Source organism: Amycolatopsis sp. NPDC004169, from assembly GCF_040610315.1.
In the GTDB taxonomy this organism is placed as follows: Bacteria; Actinomycetota; Actinomycetes; order Mycobacteriales; family Pseudonocardiaceae; genus Amycolatopsis.
Window position 1 is genome coordinate 1 of record NZ_JBEXMD010000055.1, and the last position, 20,111, is coordinate 20,111.

A 20,111-nucleotide genomic window follows, 5' to 3' on the forward strand; every position below is an offset into this window, starting at 1 on the left:
GGGTCGGCTGCCGAGCCGACCCTCCAGGCACGCAAGCCGACTCTCCAGGCACGCGGGCCGACCGTCCGGGTGCGCAAGCCGACCCCTCAAGTACGCGAGCCGACCGTCTCGGTCACCGGGATCCGCTCAGACCTCCGCCGCGCCGCAGTCGGCGAGGATCTTCCGCAGCGGGTCCGCGATCGACGGTGCCGCCGCGTACGTCGCGTCCGCACCCAGCTCCGGTGCCGTCCCCGGCAGCGCCACCCGCGCGCCCGCCTCCGCCGCGATCAGCGCGCCCGCCGCCCAGTCCCAGCGGTTGAGGCCGTGCTCCACGTACGCGTCCAGCCAGCCCGCCGCCACCGCGCACAGGTCCAGCGAAGCCGCCCCGTTGCGGCGGATGTCGCGCACGTGCCCCAGCAGCGAGGCCGCGAACCGCGCCTGGCGCGTCCGCCGCGCCGGCGAGTACGCGAAACCGGTTCCGACCAACGTCACTTCCAGCGCCGACGGCGCCGAGACCGCCAGCCGCCGTCCGTCCAGGTACGCGCCCTGGCCGCGGGCCGCCGACCACACGCGGCCGCTCGCCGGCTCGACCACCGCGCCCGCCACCGACTCGCCGCCGACCTGGGCGGCCACCGAGACCGCGAACCACGGCAGCCCGTAGAGGAAGTTGACCGTCCCGTCGATCGGGTCGACCACCCACGTCACGCCGTCGCCCGCGGCACCACCGCCCTCCTCGCCCAGCACCGGCTCCCCGGGCCGCAGAGCAGCCAGCCGGGAGCGCACCAGGCGCTCGGACTCGTGGTCGACCGCGGTCACCACGTCGGTCGCCCCGGACTTGGTCCCGACGGCGACCGCGCGACCGGAAGCCATGCCCTCCCACGCCTCGCGGACCAGGGTGGCGGCTTCCGTCGCGACCTGCACCGCGACGCTTTTCAGCAACGACTCGTCAACTCCCACGTCCGACATGTCACCACATCCGGTTAAAGTCTCCGAGGCAGGCTTCTGAATCGTGCGAGAAGGGACCACGTCCGTGGTGGAGGCGACCCGCCGAGGTTTCGGCATCGACATCGGCGGCAGCGGGATCAAGGGTGCCCTGGTCGACCTGGACAAGGGGCAGCTCATCGGCGAGCGGATCCGGATCGAGACGCCGAAGCCGTCCACGCCGTCGGCGGTGGCGGACGTCGTGCACGACATCGTCACGCAGGCGGGCTGGGACGGCCCGGTCGGCGTGACGCTGCCCGCGGTCGTCAAGAAGGGCGTCGCGCACACCGCGGCCAACATCGACAAGCAGTGGATCGGCACCGACGCCGACGCGCTGTTCGCCAAGCGGCTCGGCGTCGATGTCGACCAGGTGGCGATGCTCAACGACGCCGACGCCGCGGGCATGGCGGAGATCCGCTTCGGCGACCCGGTCGCGCGTACCGGCGTGACCGCCCTGCTCACCTTCGGCACCGGCATCGGCAGCGCGGTGTTCCAGGACGGCAAGCTCGTCCCCAACACCGAATTCGGCCACCTCGAGATCGACGGCCACGACGCCGAGAAGCGCGCGGCGGCGTCGGTGAAGGACAACGAGGGGCTCTCCTACCCCGAATGGGCCAAGCGCGTGCACCGTTATCTGACCGTGCTGGAGAACCTGATCTGGCCCGATCTGTTCATCGTCGGCGGCGGGGTCAGCAAGAAGGCCGAGAAATGGGTGCCGCTGCTGAACATCCGCACTCCGGTGCTGGTCGCGAGCCTGCAGAACAACGCCGGCATCGTCGGCGCGGCGGCCGCCGCGGCGGAGGGCATCCAGCACTGAAACGGCGTTGGGGGTGATCGCTTCGCACCGCATGCGCGTACCGTCGTTACAATGGAACACGGCCCACGGCTGCGGAGGGCAAAACCGCAGGCCGAGGCGTGATCCCCGAATGTGAGGCAGCAGTGGCCCCAGGCCGTTGCTCGTCGTGATCGACCGCTGCGAAAGGGCGTAAGTGGCAGCCGCAAGAACCGCAACCCGAGGCGGGACGAAGACAGCGACCGCAGCCGGCGAGCCGGCCGAAGAGGCAGCCACCGGGACGGCGAAGCCGGCGGCCCGCAAGACCACCACCACCAAGAAGGCGCCGGCCAAGAAGGCGCCCGCGAAGAAGGCCGTGACCAAGGGCCCGAAGACCGAGGACGGCGAGCCGGACGGTCCCGGCGAACTCGAGGACGACGACCTCGGTTCGCCCGACCTGTCGGACCTGGAAGAGGTCGAGGTCGACGTCGTCGACGAGACGGTCAGCGACGAGCCGGACACCGACTCGGCCGACGACGACGATGACGACGAAGAGGAAGCCGACGAGGAGACCCCGGCGGCGCGCCGCCGTGGTGCCGCGGCCGACAAGGCGGCGAAGGGCTCCGACAACCCGGACTTCGTCTGGGACGAGGAGGAGTCGGAGGCCCTGCGCCAGGCGCGCAAGGACGCCGAGCTCACCGCGTCGGCCGACTCCGTGCGTGCCTACCTCAAGCAGATCGGCAAGGTCGCGCTGCTGAACGCGGAGGAGGAGGTGGAGCTGGCCAAGCGGATCGAGGCCGGGCTCTACGCCGCCGAGCGCGTGCGCACCGCCGAGGAGGAGGGCGAGAAGCTCGTCACCCAGATGCGCCGCGATCTCAAGTGGATCGTGCGTGACGGCGAGCGCGCCAAGAACCACCTGCTCGAGGCGAACCTCCGGCTCGTGGTCTCGCTGGCCAAGCGCTACACCGGCCGCGGCATGGCGTTCCTGGACCTGATCCAGGAGGGCAACCTCGGCCTGATCCGCGCGGTGGAGAAGTTCGACTACACCAAGGGCTACAAGTTCTCGACGTACGCCACGTGGTGGATCCGCCAGGCGATCACCCGCGCGATGGCCGACCAGGCCCGCACCATCCGCATCCCGGTGCACATGGTCGAGGTCATCAACAAGCTGGGCCGCATCCAGCGCGAGCTGCTCCAGGACCTCGGCCGCGAGCCGACCCCGGAAGAGCTCGCGAAGGAGATGGACATCTCCCCGGAGAAGGTCCTGGAGATCCAGCAGTACGCGCGCGAGCCGATCTCGCTGGACCAGACGATCGGCGACGAGGGCGACTCGCAGCTCGGTGACTTCATCGAGGACTCCGAGGCGGTCGTCGCGGTGGACGCGGTGTCGTTCACGCTGCTGCAGGACCAGCTCCAGTCGGTGCTGCAGACGCTGTCCGAGCGCGAGGCGGGCGTGGTCCGGCTGCGCTTCGGTCTCACCGACGGCCAGCCGCGCACGCTCGACGAGATCGGCCAGGTGTACGGGGTGACCCGCGAGCGCATCCGGCAGATCGAGTCGAAGACGATGTCCAAGCTGCGCCACCCGTCGCGGTCGCAGGTCCTGCGGGACTACCTGGACTGATTGTCCTTCCGGCACAACGGAAACCCCGTCACCTCGGTGGCGGGGTTTCCGCGTTTCAGGGCACCGCCAGGCCGCGCTCCCGGAGTGACTGTTCGACGCGCAGGCGTTCGATCTCCCGGTCCATCCCCTCGGGCAGCTCCCCGAGCCGGTGCGGGACGCCGACCTGGCGGCAGGCCACAGTGAGGAGCTCGTCGTACGCCTGCCGGGTGCCGATCCGGCGGGCGGCGGGTGTGCCGGACGGGTAGCCGGCGAGCAGGCGGTGCACCCGCCGCAGGTCCGCGGCGACGCGTTCGATCGGCGGACCTTCCGGCTGCGGCCCCGCTCGCCTCGAACGGATCCGGTCGATCAGCTTCGGCACGCGCAGCGCACACCAGAACACCACCGTGGGAGCGACGCAGACCACGGCGAAGAGGATCAGGTTCGCGACGACACCACCGGAGCCGTCCATGCCCCGATGGTAAGCCCGCCGGGCCCGGCCCGCGGAAGGCTTTTCGCGTGATTGCCGGGGCATCACCTGTGATCAGAGGGGCATCACGCGTGTTTGGAGGGGCATCGGGGTGATGCCCGCCCGGTCACGTGTGATGCCCCTCGGGACACGCGCGTTACGGGAGTTCGGGGGTCTCCGGGGTTTCCTCGACCAGCCAGAGGACCCCGGCGGGCGGCAGCTGGAGGACCGCGGAGGCCGGCTGGCCGTGCCACGGCTTCTCCGTGGCCTCCACCGCGCCCATGTTGCCGACGCCGGAGCCGCCGTACGCCTCGGCGTCGGTGTTGACCACCTCCAGCCAGCGGCCCGCCGACGGCAACCCGACCCGGTAGTCGTGGTGCGGGACCCCGGCGAAGTTGGCGACGCAGGCCAGGCGCGAGCCGTCGGCGCCGATGCGGAGGAAGCTCAGCACGTTGCCGCTGGAGTCGTTCGCGTCGATCCAGGCGAAGCCTTCCGGCGAGGTGTCCTGGCTGTACAACGCCGGGGACGAGCGGTAGATCGTGTTCAGCGACCGCAGCAGCTCCCACACGCCGAGGTGCAGCGGCTCCTCCATGAGGTGCCAGTCCAGCGACCGCGACTCCGACCACTCCCCCGGCTGGCCGAACTCGCCGCCCATGAACAGCAGCTGCTTGCCCGGGTGGGCCCACATGAACGCCAGCAGCGAGCGCAGCCCGGCCGCCTTGTTCCACGCGTCGCCCGGCATCCGGCCCCACAGGGATCCCTTGCCGTGCACCACTTCGTCGTGCGACAGCGGCAGCACGAAGTTCTCGCTCCACGCGTACACGAGCGAGAACGTCATCTCGTTGTGGTGGTACGCGCGGTGGATCGGCTCGTGGGACAGGTACCGGAGCGTGTCGTGCATCCAGCCCATGTTCCACTTGAAACCGAACCCGAGGCCGCCGAGGTGGGTGGGCCGGGTGACGCCTGGCCAGGCCGTCGACTCCTCGGCGACCATCACCACACCCGGGTGTCGCTTGTAGACGGTCGCGTTCAGTTCCTGCAGGAACCGCACCGCGTCCAGGTTTTCCCGGCCGCCGTACTGGTTGGGCAGCCACTCCCCGTCCTTGCGGGAGTAGTCGAGGTACAGCATCGACGCGACGGCGTCCACGCGCAGGCCGTCGAGATGGAACTCGTCGAGCCAGAACAGCGCGTTGGCGACCAGGAAGTTGCGGACCTCGTTGCGGCCGAAGTCGAACACGAGCGTGCCCCAGTCGGGCTGCTCGCCGCGGCGCGGGTCCGCGTGCTCGTACAGCGGAGTCCCGTCGAAGCGGGCCAGCGCCCAGCTGTCGCGCGGGAAGTGGGCGGGCACCCAGTCCACCAGCACACCGATCCCCCGCTGGTGCAGGCGGTCGACGAAGTAGCGGAAGTCGTCCGGCGAGCCGAAGCGGGACGTCGGCGCGTAGTACGACGTCACCTGGTAGCCCCACGACCCGCCGAACGGGTGCTCCGACACCGGCAGCAGCTCCACGTGCGTGAAACCGGTTTCGACCAGGTAGTCGCCCAGCTGGTCGGCCAGCTCGCGGTAGTCGAGCCCGGGCCGCCACGAACCCAGGTGGACCTCGTAGATGCTCATCGGCGCCGCGGCCCACTGGGTGGCTTCGCGCTGGGCGACCCACTCGTCGTCTTCCCACAGGTGCGCCGAGCGCGTGACGACCGACGCCGTCGCGGGCGGCTGCTCGGTGGCGAACGCCAGCGGGTCGGCCTTCTCGTGCCAGTTGCCGTCGGCGCCGAGGATCCGGAACTTGTAGCAGGTGCCCGCGCCGACGCCGGGCACGAACAGCTCCCAGACGCCGGACGAGCCGAGCGAGCGCATCGGGTGCCCGCGCCCGTCCCAGCCGTTGAAGTCGCCGATCACGCGGATGCCGCGGGCGTTCGGCGCCCAGACCGCGAACGACGTCCCCTCGACGACACCGTTGGGCGTCTCGTAGGAGCGGACGTGCGCGCCGAGCGCCTCCCAGAGCCGCTCGTGCCGTCCCTCGCCGATCAGGTGCAGGTCCAGCTCGCCGACCGTGGGCAGCCAGCGGTACGGGTCGTCGGCGACGGCGGTGTGCCCGTCGTACTCGACCTCGAACCGGTAGTCGCCGGGGTGCTCGGGCACGGCGACGGCGAACAGCGCGTCGATCACCGGGTCCATCGGGTACTTCTGGCCGCCCGCGCAGAGCGTGACGGCCTTCGCGCCGGGCAGCAGCGCCCGGGCCGCGAAGCCCTTGCCCACCGCGTGCACACCCAGCACCGAGTGCGGGTCGTGGTGGGACCCGGCGAGCAGCCGGTCGATGTCCGCGGCCGGCGGGGCCGCGGCCGGGAGGCCTTCGGGAACCGCGTTCACGGTGTCGTCCCTCCGCTAGTGATCCGGGCGATCGAGGCGAGCGGCACGCCGAGCCAGTCCGGCCGGTTCGCGTGCTCGTAGCCCACCTCGTAGACCGCCTTGTCCAGTTCGAAGGCGCGCAGCAGCTCGCCCTGCTCGCGCGGGTCCGCCGCGACCGCGGCGTACCCTTCGCAGAACGCCGCCCGGTTGCGCTCCGACCATTCGTGGGCGCGCTCGGCCAGCGCCGGGTCGTCCGGCTGGCCGACCAGCATCTGCTGGGCCGCGTAGTCGAACGACCTCAGCATGCCCGCGACATCGCGCAACGGCGAGCGGAGCGCGTGCCTCTCTTCCACCGGGGCCGCCGGCTCGCCCTCGAAGTCGATCAGCAGCCAGCCGCCGACGGTCCGCAGCACCTGGCCGAGGTGCAGGTCGCCGTGGATGTACTGCATGGTCACCGAGTCCAGCGGCAGGGTGCGCACCCTCTCGAACGCCGCCCGCAGCGCCGGGGCGTGCACGGCCAGCTCGGGTACGCGCCCGGCGATCGTGTCGAGCCGGTCGAGCATCGCCTTCGCCGAGCGTTCCAGCTCGTCGGCGTCCACGGGCTCGGTGCCGAGCGCCTCGGCCAGGTCCGCGTGCACCTCGGCGACGGCCCGCCCGAGCCGCTCGGCCTCGCCGGCGAAGTCGCCGCCGACCTCACCGGCGTGCAGGTCCGGCGCGGCCATCAGGTCGCGGACGCTGGTGGTGGCCATCGCCCAGCCGTCGACCGCGTCGGAGACGAACTGCTGGAGCATGCCGACCGTGGTCGGCTCGCCGTCCAGGTCGCCGGTGATCGAGCCGAGCGGCGCCGCGATGTGCTTGCTGCCCACGCCCTGCAGCGCGCGGTGCAGCAGCAGGTCTTTGTTCTTGCCCGGCGACAGCTTCCGGAACAGCTTGAGGATGTACTGCCCGGCGTAGACCAGGGACGTGTTGCTCTGCTCCGACGTGATCGGCCGCGCCCGCAGCCCGGTCTCCAGCTCCACGCCGGGCTCGTGCTCGAAGGTCAGCGACCCGACGGTCTCCTCGCGGGCCATCAGGTCCAGCAGCACGCCGGTGACGTCGAGGTCCCCGGACGCCTCGTAGGCGTTGAGGTCCCCGACGGCGCCGATCCAGCTGGTCGAGGCGATCTCCGGCGGGTGCGTCCGCCGGCCCACCAGCAGCTGGTACGGCTCGCGCCGGTCGTCCTGGGCGACCTCCACGACCACGTGCAGCAGCTGCGGATCACCCGAGACCAGCTCGGTCACACCGAGCGTCCGGACGTCGGTGACCGGCCGGTCCTTGCCGGCGAACCAGCGCTGCTCCGGCAGCCAGCGCTTCAGGTCCTCGGTCAGGTCGTCGACCAGCTCGCGCGGGTCGGACAAGGAACTCACCTCGTTTCGCCTTCGTCTCCCGGGCTCGTCAGCTGGAACCAGTAGAAGCCGTGCCCGGGCAGCGTCAGCAGGTACGACAGGTCCCCGATGCTGGGGAACCGCACGCCACCGGTGAGCTCCACCGGCGTGCACCCGCGGTGCGCGGACAGGTCCAGCTCCACCGGCTGCGGGAACCGGGACAGGTTGTTCACGCAGAGCACGACGTCCTCGCCGCCGTCCGGGCGCCGCCACTGGCGCTTGTAGGCCAGCACGCTCGGGTTGGACCCGCCGAGGTCGACGAACTCGCCTTCGGCGAACGCGTGGTGCTGCTTGCGCACCTCGATCATCCGGCGGGTCCAGTTGAGCAGCGACGACGCGTTGTTCGACTGCGCCTCGACGTTCAGGCCCTGGTAGCCGTACACCGGGTCCATGATCACCGGCAGGTAGATGCGGCCCGGGTCGCAGGAGGAGAACCCGGCGTTGCGGTCCGGGGTCCACTGCATGGGGGTGCGCACCGCGTCGCGGTCGCCGAGCCAGATGTTGTCTCCCATGCCGATCTCGTCACCGTAGTACAGAACGGGTGAACCCGGCAGGGACAGCAGCATCGCGGTGAAGAGCTCCTGCTGGTTGCGGTCGTTGTCGAGCAACGGCGCCAGCCTTCGGCGGATGCCGATGTTGGCCTTCATGCGCGGGTCCTTGGCGTACTCCGCGTACATGTAGTCGCGCTCTTCGTCGGTGACCATCTCGAGGGTCAGCTCGTCGTGGTTGCGCAGGAAGATGCCCCACTGGGTGCCGCTGGGGATTTCCGGGGTCTGGGTGAGGATCTCCGAGATCGGGAAGCGCGACTCGCGCCGGACGGCCATGAAGATCCGCGGCATCAGCGGGAAGTGGAACGCCATGTGGCACTCGTCGCCGCCGACGGCCGGGTCGCCGAAGTACTCGACGACGTCCGACGGCCACTGGTTCGCCTCGGCCAGCAGGATCCGGCCCGGGTACTCGTCGTCGACGACCTTGCGGCAGCGCTTGAGGAACTCGTGCGTGCGCGGCAGGTTCTCGCAGTTGGTGCCCTCCTGCTCGAACAGGTACGGCACGGCGTCCAGCCGGAACCCGTCGATGCCGAGGTCGAGCCAGAACCGCAGGACGTCGATCATCGCGTTCTGGACGTCGACGTTCTCGTAGTTCAGGTCGGGCTGGTGGGAGAAGAACCGGTGCCAGTAGAACTGGCCGCGGACCGGGTCGTAGGTCCAGTTCGACGTCTCGGTGTCGACGAAGATGATCCGCGCGTCGGCGTAGCGGGAGTCGTCGTCGCTCCACACGTAGTAGTCGCCGTACGGGCCGTCGGGCTCGCTGCGCGACTGCTGGAACCACGGGTGCGCGTCCGAGGTGTGGTTGAGCACCAGGTCGGTGATCACCCGGATGCCGCGCCGGTGGGCCTCGTTCAGCAGGAAGACGAAGTCCTCGACGCTGCCGAACTCCGGCAGCACCGCGCGGAAGTCGCTGATGTCGTACCCGCCGTCGCGCAGCGGCGAGGCGTAGAACGGCGGCAGCCACAGGCAGTCGATGCCCAGCCAGGCCAGGTAGTCGAGTCTCCCGGCCAGGCCGCGCAGGTCGCCGGTGCCGTCGCCGTTGGAGTCGGCGAACGCGCGCACCAGCACTTCGTAGAACACCGCGCCCTTGAACCACTCCGGGTTGCTCGGCGCCTGCTGCGCCGACCGGAAGTCGCCGGCCTGCGGTTCCACGAGCATGCCGTCGGCGGTCACCGCTTCGCCGGTGTGCGGCACGCCCTCGAGCCCCAACACCGCGTCAGGCCGGGTCTCATCCGCCATCTGTTCCACCTCAGTCCCTCGGATTCCTGTCCTTCCGTTCTCTCAGCCGGCCAGCCGTCGCCTGACCGACACGACGTGCGCCACGGCCCGCCACGGTTCGAGCCGGACGAAGTTCGCCGGACCCCAGTCCCACGTGTCGCCGGTGACCTCGTCGTGCGCGATCAGCCGTTCGTGCGCTTCGAAGCCGAGCGCGCCGGTGTCGAGCCAGAGCGTGCCCTCCTGGGGCCCGTACGGGTCGAGGGTGACGACCGTGACCACGGTGTCGCCGGTGGCCGGGTCCTGTTTGGAGTAGGCCAGCAGCGCGTCGTTGTCGACGTGGTGGAAGTGCAGGGTGCGCATCTGCTGCAGCGCGGGGTGCGCCTTGCGGACGGCGTTCAGCTTCGCCAGCCACGGCTCCAGCGAACGCCCTTCGGCGAGCGCGCGTTCGAAGTCGCGCGGGCGCAGCTGGTACTTCTCGGAGTCGAGGTACTCCTCGCTGCCCTCGCGGACCGGGACGTGCTCGAACAGCTCGTAGCCGGAGTAGACGCCCCACGTCGGCGAGATCGTCGCCGCGAGCGCCGCCCGCAGCGCGAACATGCCAGGGCCGCCGCGCTGCAGCGACTCGTGGAGGATGTCCGGGGTGTTGACGAACAGGTTCGGCCGGCCCTCGTTCCAGTGTTCCCGCAGGTCGATGGCGAAGTCGATCAGCTCCTGCTTGCCGGTGCGCCAGGTGAAGTACGTGTAGCTCTGGGTGAAGCCGAGCCGGGCCAGGCCCCACAGGCGCGCCGGGCGGGTGAACGCCTCGGCCAGGAACAGCACGTCCGGGTGGGCGTCCTTGACCGACTGGATCAGCCAGGCCCAGAAGTCCGGCGGCTTGGTGTGCGGGTTGTCGACCCGGAAGATCTTCACCCCGTGGTCGATCCAGACGGTGATCACCCGCAGCATCTCTTCGTAGACGGCCTTGGGGTCGTTGTCGAAGTTGATCGGGTAGATGTCCTGGTACTTCTTCGGCGGGTTCTCCGCGTAGGCGATCGAGCCGTCCGGGCGGGTGGTGAAGAACTCGGGGTGCTTGAGGACCCACGGGTGGTCGGGCGCGGCCTGCAGCGCGAAGTCGAGCGCGACCTCCATGCCGAGTTCCTCCGCGCGACCCACGAAGGCGTCGAAGTCCTCGAAGGTGCCCAGCTCGGGGTGGATGGCGTCGTGACCGCCCTCGTCGGCGCCGATCGCCCACGGCGAGCCGACGTCCTCCGGCTTGGCGTCGAGGGTGTTGTTCGGCCCCTTGCGGTTCACTCGCCCGATCGGGTGAATGGGCGGGAGGTAGACGACGTCGAAGCCCATTTTCGCGACGCGGTCCAGCGCGGTCGCGGCGGTGGCGAAGGTGCCGTGCACCGGCTGGCCCTCGGCGTCGAGACCGCCGGTCGAGCGGGGGAACAGCTCGTACCAGGAGCCGTACGCGGCGCGGCGGCGGTCGACCCAGATCTTGAGCGGCTTGCCCTTGGTGATCAGCTCCCGCACCGGGAACTCGTGCATGACCTGGCGGACCTCGGGCGAGAGCGCGGGCCCGACGCGCTCGGCGAGGCTGCGCTCTTCGTCGCGCAGGGCCTTCACCGCGCCGGTCAAGAGCGCTTTCTCACCCCGGCGGTCGGGACGGCGGGAGACGCGCTCGATCAGCCGGGCGCCGTTTTCGAGGTCGTTCGCGAGGTCTTCGGGTCCCTGCCCGGCGGCGACCTTCACCTCGACGGCGTGCTCCCACGTCGCCCACGGGTCGCTCCACGCGTCGATCCGGAACGTCCACAGCCCGGTGGTGTCCGGGGCGATCACCGCGGCGAACTCGTCCGGGTGGTCGGGACCGCGCGGCGCCATCCGCGTCTGACGGGTCAGCCGGTCTTCCGGACCGCGCCACGCGACGGTGGCCGCGACGGCGTCGTGACCCTCGCGCCAGACGGTCGCGAAGACCGGGATGTGTTCCCCCACAACGGCTTTGGCCGGATAACGGCCACAGCTCACGCTGGGGGAGACGTCGTCGATGCCGAGCCGGCCGGTCATGGGCAACGCCCTTCGATATGTCGGTTGGACGCAGACGGCGACAGTCTGCCTGACTCGATCAAGCGCCCACGAGGCAGGGTTCTTAAGGCTTGTACCCAGTGCGCGCCTGCTGAAACGCTTTCGCCGCAACGAATTTCCAGCGGATGTCCGGCAGGTTAAGCCGGCGCGCGAACGACACGCGAACCCGAACGGCCAACACCCGTACCCGAATGGACGATTCGCGCACCCGGACGGTCGGCCGGCGTACCTGGACGGTCGGCTTGCGTACCTGGAGGGTCGGTTGGTGAGCCGACCCTCCAGGTACGCGGTCCGGCTCCCTGGGTACGCGGGCCGACCGTCGGGGTACGGGTCAGTAGGGTTCGGGCTGGGGTTCGGCGGCCAGGCGGGGGGCGCGCAGCAGGAGCAGGGAGCGGGACTGGAGGGTCACGCGGCTCTTGGCCTCCAAGACACCCGGGTTGGCCGGGCTGCCGTCGGCGGTGCTCGTGTCCAGCGTCGGCTTGAACGTCTCGCCGTACTCGCGGCCCGGGAGGATCACCTCGGCCGGGGCGTCGCCGGCGTGCAGCCACAGCAGCCACGAGTGGTCGGACACCAGCTCGCCGTCGCGGTTGCGGGCCTGGCTGTTCGAGCCGTCGATCCACATGCCGAGCGTGTGCCGGTCCTCGAACCAGTCGGTCTCGCCGAACTCGTCGCCGTCCGGGCGGAACCAGACCAGGTCGGGCTTGCCGGTCGGGGTGGTCCGGCCTTCGAAGAACTCCGGCTGCCGCAGCGCCGGGCTGTTCGCGCGCAGCCGCACCACCCGGCGGGCGAACGCGAGCATGGCCTCGGCCTCGGGGTCGTCCGGGGTCCAGTCGAACCACGACGTCTCGTCGTCGAGGCAGTAGGCGTTGTTGTTGCCGCCCTGGGTCCGCCAGAACTCGTCACCCGCGGTGAGCATCGGGGTGCCGGTCGACAGCAGCAGCGTCGCGAACAGGTTCCGGGCCTGCCGGGCGCGCAGGGCCCGGATCGCCGGGTCGGCCGTGCCGCCTTCGGCGCCGTGGTTCCACGAGCGGTTGTCGTTGGTGCCGTCGCGGTTGTCCTCGCCGTTGCCCTCGTTGTGCTTTTCGTTGTAGGACACCAGGTCCCGCAGCGTGAAGCCGTCGTGCGCGGTGACGAAGTTGATCGACTGCCACGGCCGGCGCAGGTTGTGGTCGTAGAGGTCCGACGAACCGGACAGCCGGTAGGCGAGGTCGCGGACGCCGGTCGCGCCGCGCCAGAAGTCACGCACGGTGTCGCGGTAACGGCCGTTCCACTCCGCCCACTGGGCGCCGAAGCCGCCGACGCGGTAGCCCTCGCCGGTCGCGTCCCACGGCTCGGCGATCAGCTTGCACCGCGAGAGCACCGGGTCGGTGGTGATCGCGGTGAGCAGCGTCGAGGCCGGGTCGAACGCGCCGCCACGCGGCCGCCCGAGCGTGCTGGCCAGGTCGAACCGGAAGCCGTCGACACCCATCTCCTGCGTCCAGTACCGCAGCGAGTCGGTGACCAGCCGGACCACGGTCGGCGAGCCGGCCTCCAGGGTGTTGCCGCAGCCGGTGATGTCGGCCATGTGCCCGCGCTCGGTGTGCAGGTAGTACACCGGCGCGTTCAGCCCGCGGAAGCTCAGCGTCGGCCCGTCCGGCCCGCCCTCGCAGGTGTGGTTGAACACGACGTCGAGGATCACCTCGATGCCGGCCGCGTGCAGGGCGGCCACCATCAGCCGGAACTCCTCGACCTCGTGGCCGGGCTCGCTGGCGTAGGCGGCGTGCGGGGCGAAGAAGCCGAGCGGCGAGTAGCCCCAGTAGTTGTGCCGCCCGGCCCGGATCAGCGACGGCTCGTCGAGGAACGCGTGCACCGGCAGCAGCTCGACCGAGGTGACCCCGAGACGGGTCAGGTACTCGATCGCCACCGGGTGGGCCAGGCCGAGGTAGGTGCCGCGCAGGGCCTCCGGGATGAACGGGTGCTGCCGGGTGAAGCCCTTGACGTGCAGCTCGTAGACCACCGCCTCCTCGAAGGGCACCTCCGGCTTGATCCCGGTGTCCGGCCCGCCGGGCGAGGTGACCACCGACAGCGGCACGCTGCCCAGGGAGTCCACAGTGGACATCGGGCCGCGCTCGGGGTCGCCGGTGAAGCCCTGGGCCGCGGCCAGGTCGGTGAGCCCGCCGGTGATCTGCCGGGCGTACGGGTCGACCAGCAGCTTGTGCGGGTTGCACCGCAGGCCGCGGGCCGGGTCGTACGGGCCGTGGATCCGGTAGCCGTACCGCTGCCCCGGCGTCACCCCGGGCACCAGCCCGTGCCACACGCCGAACGTGCGCTCGGTCAGCGCGATCCGGCGTTCCGACCCGTCGGCGTCGATCAGGCACAGGTCGACCGCGTCCGCCACGGCGGACGTGATCGCGAACCGCACCCCGCCGGCCTCGGGGTGGGCGCCGAGCGGGAAGGGGCGGCCGGCGAGGACGTGATCGGCGGAGGGTCGTGTGGCCATTCCTGAATCGTCCCAGATCGGTGGTGGTTCCTGCGCGCCATTACCGAGGAGTTACCCGGCGGAAACCGGCGTTCCGGCCAGCACGAAGGTGTCCGGCGGCAGGTGCGCGGCACCCCCGTCCACGGTCGCCGCACCCCACGTGAGCAGCGCGTTCGTCGCCCCCAGCGGCAGGGTCACCGGGCCGGGGCCGAAGTTGACGGCCAGCCGCAGCGTGCCACGGTGCACCACGACCCACGACCCGTCCGGCGCGGCGTCGACACGCAGGTCCGGCAGCCACGGGTCGGCCAGCTCGGGCCGTTGGCGGCGCAGCCGGATCAACGCGCGGTACAGCTCCAGCACCTCCCGGTGACCGGGCTGCTCCACCTCGGCCCAGTCGAGCCGGGAACGCTCCACGGTGGCCGGGTCCATCGGGTCCGGCACGTCCGACTCGCCCCAGCCGTGCCGGGAGAACTCGCGACGGCGGCCGGTGCGGACGGCCTCGGCCAGCTCCGGGTCCGGGAAGGACGCGAAGAACTGCCACGGCGTGCTCGCCGCCCACTCCTCCCCCATGAACACCATCGGCGTGTACGGCGAGCAGAACAGGATGGCCGCGCCGCAGGCCAGCCGGTCGTGCGAGACCGTCGCCGAGAGCCGGTCGCCGGTCGCGCGGTTGCCGATCTGGTCGTGGTTCTGCAGGTACGCGAGGAAGCGGTGGCCGGGCACGGTCCGCGTGTCGACCGGGCGGCCGTGGGTCCGCTCCCGGAAGGACGACCAGGTACCCGCGTGGAAGAACGCCTCGCGCAGGACCCGCTCGAGGGCGTCCGGCGCGGCGAAGTCCGCGTAGTACCCGCTCGTCTCGCCGGTGAGCTTGACGTGCAGGGCGTGGTGGAAGTCGTCCGACCACTGCGCGTGCAGGCCCAGGCCGCCGCGCTCGCGGGGCGTGACCAGCCGCGGGTCGTTGAGGTCGGACTCGGCGATCAGGGTCAGCGGCCGGTTGAGCGCCGCGGACAGCGCGTCGACCTCGGTGGCGAGCTGCTCGAGCAGGTGGACCGCGCGCCGGTCGAGCAGGGCGTGCACGGCGTCCAGGCGCAGCGCGTCGATGTGGAAGTCCCGGAACCAGCTCAGCGCGTTGTCGGCCACGTACCGGCGGACCTCGTCGGAGCCGGCGCCGTCGAGGTTGAGGCCGGGCCCCCAGTCGTTCTGCCCGGCGAAGTACGGCCCGAACTTGTCGAGGTAGGCACCCGAGGGCCCGAGGTGGTTGTAGACGACGTCGAGCACGACGGCCAGGCCGCGCGCGTGGGCCGCGTCGACGAACCGCTTGAGCCCGTCCGGGCCGCCGTAGGGTTCGTGGACCGCGCCCCAGAGGACGCCGTCGTAACCCCAGCCCGCGGTGCCGTCGAAGGCGTTGACCGGCAGCAGCTCGACGTGCGTGATGCCGAGGTCGACGAGGTGGTCGAGCCGGTCGATGGCCGCGTCGAAGGTGCCGCCCTCGGTGAACGTGCCGACGTGGAGCTCGTAGAGGACGGCGCCGGGCAGCTGGCGGCCGTGCCAGGCGTCGTCGGTCCAGGCGAACTCGCCGTGGTCGTACACGCGCGACTCCGCGTGGACGCCGTGCGGCTGCCACCGCGACCGCGGGTCGGGCAGCGGTTTCTCGTCGTCGTCGAGGAGGAAGGCGTAGTTGACGCCCTCGGCGTCGGCGTGCCACCAGCCGCCGTCGCCCTCGGTCATTTCGTGCACGCCCGCGTCGACGCTCACCCGGACCCGGCGGGCCGCCGGGGCCCACACGCTGAACTTCATGCGTCTCCTCGCACCAGCAACGCGACGGGATAGGGGTCGAACAGGGTGGCCAGCTCGCCGGTGACCTCCCGGCCGGTCAGGACGTCGGTCCAGACGCCGGGCGGCAGCGGCAGGACCGTGTCGCGCCAGCCGCCGTCGGCTTCCAGCCCGACCGGGAGCCGGGTCACCGCGACGGCGAGATCGGGGCTGCGCGTGTAGGCCAGCACGTGCTTGCTCGCGGCACCCTCGGCGCGCAGGGGCCGGTAGCCGCGGAACAGCGCCGGGTGTTCGCGGCGCAGCCGCAGCGCGTTGTGCACGACCAGCAGCTTCGCCGCGCCGGACGCGTCGATCTCCGGCTGCTCCCCGTCGAGGACCCGGTCCAGGATCTCGCGGCGGGCGACGTAGTCGACCGGGCGGCGGTTGTCCGGGTCGACCAGGGAGAAGTCCCACAGCTCGGTGCCCTGGTAGACGTCCGGGACGCCGGGCGCGGTCAGCTGGACGAGCTTCTGCCCGAGCGAGTTCACGTAGCCGGGTCCCTCGATGCGCCGGACGAACCCGTCGACGTCCCCGGCCAGCTCGGCGTCGTTCATGACGTCTTCGGGCCAAGCGGCGACGTCGGCTTCGAACGCCTCGTCGTGGTCGGTCCAGCTGGTCCGGAGCTTGGCCTCCTTGGCCGCCTTGTCGAGGTAGTCCCGCAGCCGGGCGGGCTCGATCGGCCAGGTCGACACCAGTGTCTGCCAGGCCAGCAGGTTCAGCGACGGCTCGTCGATCCCCCGCCGCTCGGTCCACCGCCGGACGGCTCGGGCGAACTCGCCGGGCACCTCGGCCAGCACGGCCATCCGGGCGCGCGTGTCCTCCGAGCGTTTGGTGTCGTGCGTGGTCAGCGTCGTCATCGCCGCCGGGTAGCCCGCCTCGCGCTCGGCGGCCAGCCGATGGAACTCCTCGACGCCGAGGCCGAAGCGGTCCGGGTTGCCGCCGACCTCGTTCAGCGCGGCGAAGCGCGTGTAGCGGTAGAACGTCGTGTCCTCGGTGCCCTTGGCCACGACCATGCCGGAGGTCTGCTGCAGGCGGGTGGCCAGCTCGCTTTCCGGGTTCTTGCGCACGGTGGCGTCGAGGATCGCCAGCGTCTCGGTGAGATCGGGGCGGGCGTGGCGGGCACCGTCGATCGCCGCCGCCCAGTGGTCCGCGCCTTCGGGGAGGTAGGAGCGGTAGACGGGGAAGGCGATCATGGTCTCGGCCACCGCCTGCCGGGCCTGTTCCGGGTCGGCGTACCGCAGCTGCGCGGCGATCCGCCGGACCTCGGCGACCAGGATGCGGTCGGTGACCAGGCGCCGGGCCTCGGCCTCGACGCGGTGGTAGCCGGTCTTCACGCCCAGTTCGTTCGCCAGCGCGGTGAAGTCGGGCTCGCCCGCCGGGTCGATGAAGACGCCGGCGATCTCGCGCAGGGCGTCGTAGCCGGTGGTGCCGTCGACCGGCCAGGACTGCGGCAGCGGCTCGCCGGGGTGCAGGATCTTCTCCGCCACGATCCACGCGTCCGGCGCGTTCTCCCGCAGCCGCCGGAAGTAGCCGCCCGGGTCGGCGAGGCCGTCGGGGTGGTCGACGCGGAGGCCGGTGACGTCGCCGTCGGCGACCCAGCGCAGCACCTCGCCGTGCGTCGCGGCGAACACCGTCGGGTCTTCGACGCGGACCGCGGCCAGGTTCGTGATGTCGAAGAACCGGCGGTAGGTCAGCTCGGCGTTGCCGCGGCGCCAGCCGATCAGGCGGTAGTGCTGGCGCTCGTGGACCTCCTGCGGCGTCCCGGTTCCCGTGCCGGGGGCGAGCGGGAAGCGGTGGTCGTAGTAGACCAGCTCGTCGCCTTCGACGGTCAGCTCGGCGACGGCGTCGTCGTCGCCGAGCACGGGCAGGAGGATCGGGCCGCGGTCCCAGTCGATGTCGAAGAAGGACGCGTACTCCGAGTCTCGGCCGTGCTTCAGGACGTCCCACCACCAGCGGTTCGCCTTCGGCACCTCGACCGACATGTGGTTCGGCACGATGTCGACCACCAGGCCCAGCCCGAGCTCCTTCAGCAGCGCCGACAGCTCCTGCCGGGCCGCCTCGCCGCCGAGCGCGGGCCGCGCGCGCGTCGGGTCGACGACGTCGTAGCCGTGCGTCGAGCCGGGGGCCGCGTCCAGCACCGGCGACGCGTACAGCGCCCCGATGCCGAGGTCGCGCAGGTAGCCGGCGATGCCGGCCGCGTCGGCGAAGGTGAACTCCGGGCGCAGCTGTACCCGGTAGGTCGACTCCGGCACCGTCATTCGGCTTCCGTCTCCGTCCGTTGCAGCACGATCAGGGACCGGGCGGGGAGGGTGAGCCTGCCGCCGCCTTCGATCGGCTTGGCGTCGGCGGGTTCGACCTCCCCGGTCGCGGTGTCGACCACGACGGTCCAGCTCTCCCCGTAGCCGTTGCCCGGGAGCGTGGTGTCGATGTCCTCGTAGTGGGCGTTGAAGGCGAGCAGGAACGAGTTGTCCTCGACGTGCATCCCGCGCGGGTCGAGGTCGGGGATCGCCTTGCCGTTGAGGAAGACGACGACCGCCTTGCCGAAGCCGTCGTCCCAGTTCTGCTCGGTCATCTCCTCGCCGGCCGGGGTGAACCAGGCGATGTCGCCGAGCTTTTCGCCCTTGCCGACCGGGCCGCCCTGGAAGAAGCGGCGGCGGCGGAACACCGGGTGCCGGCGCCGGAACGCGCCCAGCCCGGCGGTGAACTTGACCAGGTCCGCGTTCTGCTTGGCCAGCTCCCAGTCCATCCAGGACAGTTCGGAGTCCTGGCAGTAGACGTTGTTGTTGCCCTGCTGGGTGCGGCCGAACTCGTCGCCGTGCAGGATCATCGGCACGCCCTGTGACAGCATCAGGGTGGCCAGCATGTTCCGCTGCTGCCGCACGCGCAGCTCGTTGACCTGCGGGTCGTCGGTCTCGCCCTCGACCCCGCAGTTCCACGACCGGTTGTCGTCGGCGCCGTCACGGCCGTCCTCGCCGTTGGCTTCGTTGTGCTTTTCGTTGTAGGACACCAGGTCCCGCAGCGTGAAGCCGTCGTGCGCGGTGACGAAGTTGATCGACGCGAACGGGCGGCGGCCGTCGTCCTGGTAGAGGTCCGACGAGCCGGTGATCCGGCTCGCGAACTCCCCCAGCGTCGAGGGCTCGCCGCGCCAGAAGTCGCGGACGGTGTCGCGGAACTGCCCGTTCCACTCCGTCCACAGCGGCGGGAAGTTGCCGACCTGGTAGCCACCGGGACCGACGTCCCACGGCTCGGCGATCAGCTTCACCTGGCTGACGATCGGGTCCTGCTGGACGAGGTCGAAGAACGTCGACAGCCGGTCGACGTCGTAGAACTCGCGCGCCAGCGCCGAGGCGAGGTCGAACCGGAAGCCGTCGACGTGCATCTCCGTCACCCAGTAGCGCAGCGAATCCATGATCAGCTGCAGGGTGTGCGGGTTGCGCACGTTGAGCGAGTTCCCGGTGCCGGTGTAGTCCATGTAGTACTCGGGCTCCCCCTCGACCAGGCGGTAGTAGGCCTCGTTGTCGATGCCGCGCATCGACAGGGTCGGCCCGAGGTGGTTGCCCTCGGCGGTGTGGTTGTAAACCACGTCGAGGATCACTTCCATCCCCGCTTCGTGGAGGGCCTTGACCATGCCCTTGAACTCCTGGACCTGGCCGCCCTCGCCGGGCATCGCCGCGTAGGCGTCGTGCGGCGCGAAGTACCCGATCGTGTTGTAGCCCCAGTAGTTCGTCAGGCCCTTTTCGGCGAGGCCGTGGTCGGTGACGAACTGGTGCACGGGCAGCAGCTCCACCGCCGTCACCCCGAGCTTCTGCAGGTGCTCGACGACGGCGGGGTGCGCGAGCCCGGCGTAGGTGCCCCGCAGCGCCTCGGGCACGAACGGGTGATGCACGGTCATGCCCTTGACGTGGGCTTCGTAGATGACCGTCTCGTTGTACGGCCGCTTCGGCTGGCGGTCGTTGCCCCAGTCGAAGAACGGGTTCGCCACCAGCGAATACGGCACGTGGCCCGCGGAGTCGTCGTCGTTGCGCTCGGCCGGGTTGTCGAACTTGTAGCCGAACAGGGACTCGTCCCACTTCACGCCGTGCGAGACGGCCTTCGCGTACGGGTCGATGAGCAGCTTGTTCGGGTTGCAGCGCAGCCCGCGCTTCGGGTCGTACGGGCCGTGCACGCGGAACCCGTAGCGTTGTCCCGGGCCGACGTTCAGCAGGTAGCCGTGGTGGACGAAGCCGTCCACCTCTTCGAGCGCGTACCGCTCCTCCTTGCCCTCGGCGTCGAACAGGCACAGTTCGACGCGCTCGGCCACCTCGGAGAACAGGGCGAAGTTCGTCCCCACTCCGTCGTAGGTGGCGCCGAGCGGGTAGGGCGTTCCGGGCCAGGGCCGCACAGGGTTCTCCTCGAGCTTGGGTCGTGCCGGTGGCGTCCGCGTGTCACCCGGGGGTCGCGTGCCA

12 protein-coding genes are annotated in these 20,111 nt (G+C 71.0%); 2 read left to right on the plus strand and 10 right to left on the minus strand.

Annotation, left to right across the window (positions count from 1 at the left end; genetic code table 11):
- Positions 1 to 126 precede the first annotated feature (126 nt).
- Positions 127 to 945: an inositol monophosphatase family protein gene (locus ABZX11_RS42870; RefSeq protein WP_354924297.1), complete on the minus strand. Its 819-nt coding sequence runs from the start codon at positions 943 to 945 to the stop codon at positions 127 to 129.
- 67 nt (positions 946 to 1,012) lie between these two features.
- Here ABZX11_RS42870 and ppgK point away from each other — a divergent pair, with 67 nt between their 5' ends.
- Positions 1,013 to 1,777, plus strand: a complete 765-nt coding sequence (gene ppgK, locus ABZX11_RS42875) for a polyphosphate--glucose phosphotransferase (protein WP_176178274.1) — start codon at positions 1,013 to 1,015, stop codon at positions 1,775 to 1,777.
- Between the two features lie 172 nt (positions 1,778 to 1,949).
- On the plus strand, positions 1,950 to 3,353 hold the full coding sequence (locus ABZX11_RS42880) for an RNA polymerase sigma factor (protein WP_176176101.1): 1,404 nt from the start codon (positions 1,950 to 1,952) through the stop codon (positions 3,351 to 3,353).
- 55 nt (positions 3,354 to 3,408) lie between these two features.
- Here the strand turns inward: ABZX11_RS42880 and ABZX11_RS42885 are convergent, their stop codons facing one another.
- The 9 genes from ABZX11_RS42885 to glgX (ABZX11_RS42925) all read right to left on the minus strand — a co-directional run bounded on the left by ABZX11_RS42885 (position 3,409) and on the right by glgX (ABZX11_RS42925) (position 20,047).
- Positions 3,409 to 3,801 (minus strand): hypothetical protein, encoded by a 393-nt coding sequence (locus ABZX11_RS42885; protein ID WP_176176100.1) that lies wholly within the window; start codon positions 3,799 to 3,801, stop codon positions 3,409 to 3,411.
- A 154-nt stretch (positions 3,802 to 3,955) separates the two neighbouring features.
- Positions 3,956 to 6,163 carry a 1,4-alpha-glucan branching protein GlgB gene (gene glgB, locus ABZX11_RS42890; protein ID WP_354924300.1) on the minus strand — a complete coding sequence of 736 codons (2,208 nt, stop codon included), beginning with the start codon at positions 6,161 to 6,163 and terminating at the stop codon, positions 3,956 to 3,958.
- Entirely contained in the window at positions 6,160 to 7,539 is a 1,380-nt protein-coding gene (locus tag ABZX11_RS42895; protein ID WP_354924302.1) for an aminoglycoside phosphotransferase, read from the minus strand. The genes glgB and ABZX11_RS42895 overlap by 4 nt, the downstream gene beginning before the upstream one ends.
- Positions 7,540 to 7,544: 5 nt before the next feature.
- The gene (gene treS, locus ABZX11_RS42900; RefSeq protein WP_354924304.1) at positions 7,545 to 9,353 is read right to left on the minus strand and encodes a maltose alpha-D-glucosyltransferase; all 1,809 of its coding nucleotides are present in this window, start codon (positions 9,351 to 9,353) and stop codon (positions 7,545 to 7,547) included.
- Positions 9,354 to 9,395: 42 nt separating this feature from the next.
- Positions 9,396 to 11,378 carry a maltotransferase domain-containing protein gene (locus ABZX11_RS42905; RefSeq protein WP_354924306.1) on the minus strand — a complete coding sequence of 661 codons (1,983 nt, stop codon included), beginning with the start codon at positions 11,376 to 11,378 and terminating at the stop codon, positions 9,396 to 9,398.
- Positions 11,379 to 11,727: 349 nt separating this feature from the next.
- Entirely contained in the window at positions 11,728 to 13,875 is a 2,148-nt protein-coding gene (gene glgX / locus ABZX11_RS42910) for a glycogen debranching protein GlgX (protein ID WP_176176095.1), read from the minus strand.
- A 51-nt stretch (positions 13,876 to 13,926) separates the two neighbouring features.
- Entirely contained in the window at positions 13,927 to 15,651 is a 1,725-nt protein-coding gene (gene treZ / locus ABZX11_RS42915; RefSeq protein WP_354924308.1) for a malto-oligosyltrehalose trehalohydrolase, read from the minus strand.
- Complete coding sequence (gene treY / locus ABZX11_RS42920; protein ID WP_354924310.1) at positions 15,648 to 17,924, minus strand: malto-oligosyltrehalose synthase; 2,277 nt, start codon at positions 17,922 to 17,924, stop codon at positions 15,648 to 15,650. Before treY ends, treZ begins: the two co-directional genes overlap by 4 nt.
- A complete protein-coding gene (glgX, locus tag ABZX11_RS42925; protein ID WP_176176092.1) occupies positions 17,921 to 20,047 on the minus strand; it encodes a glycogen debranching protein GlgX in 2,127 nt (708 codons plus the stop codon). The genes treY and glgX (ABZX11_RS42925) overlap by 4 nt, the downstream gene beginning before the upstream one ends.
- Positions 20,048 to 20,111: the final 64 nt, after the last annotated feature.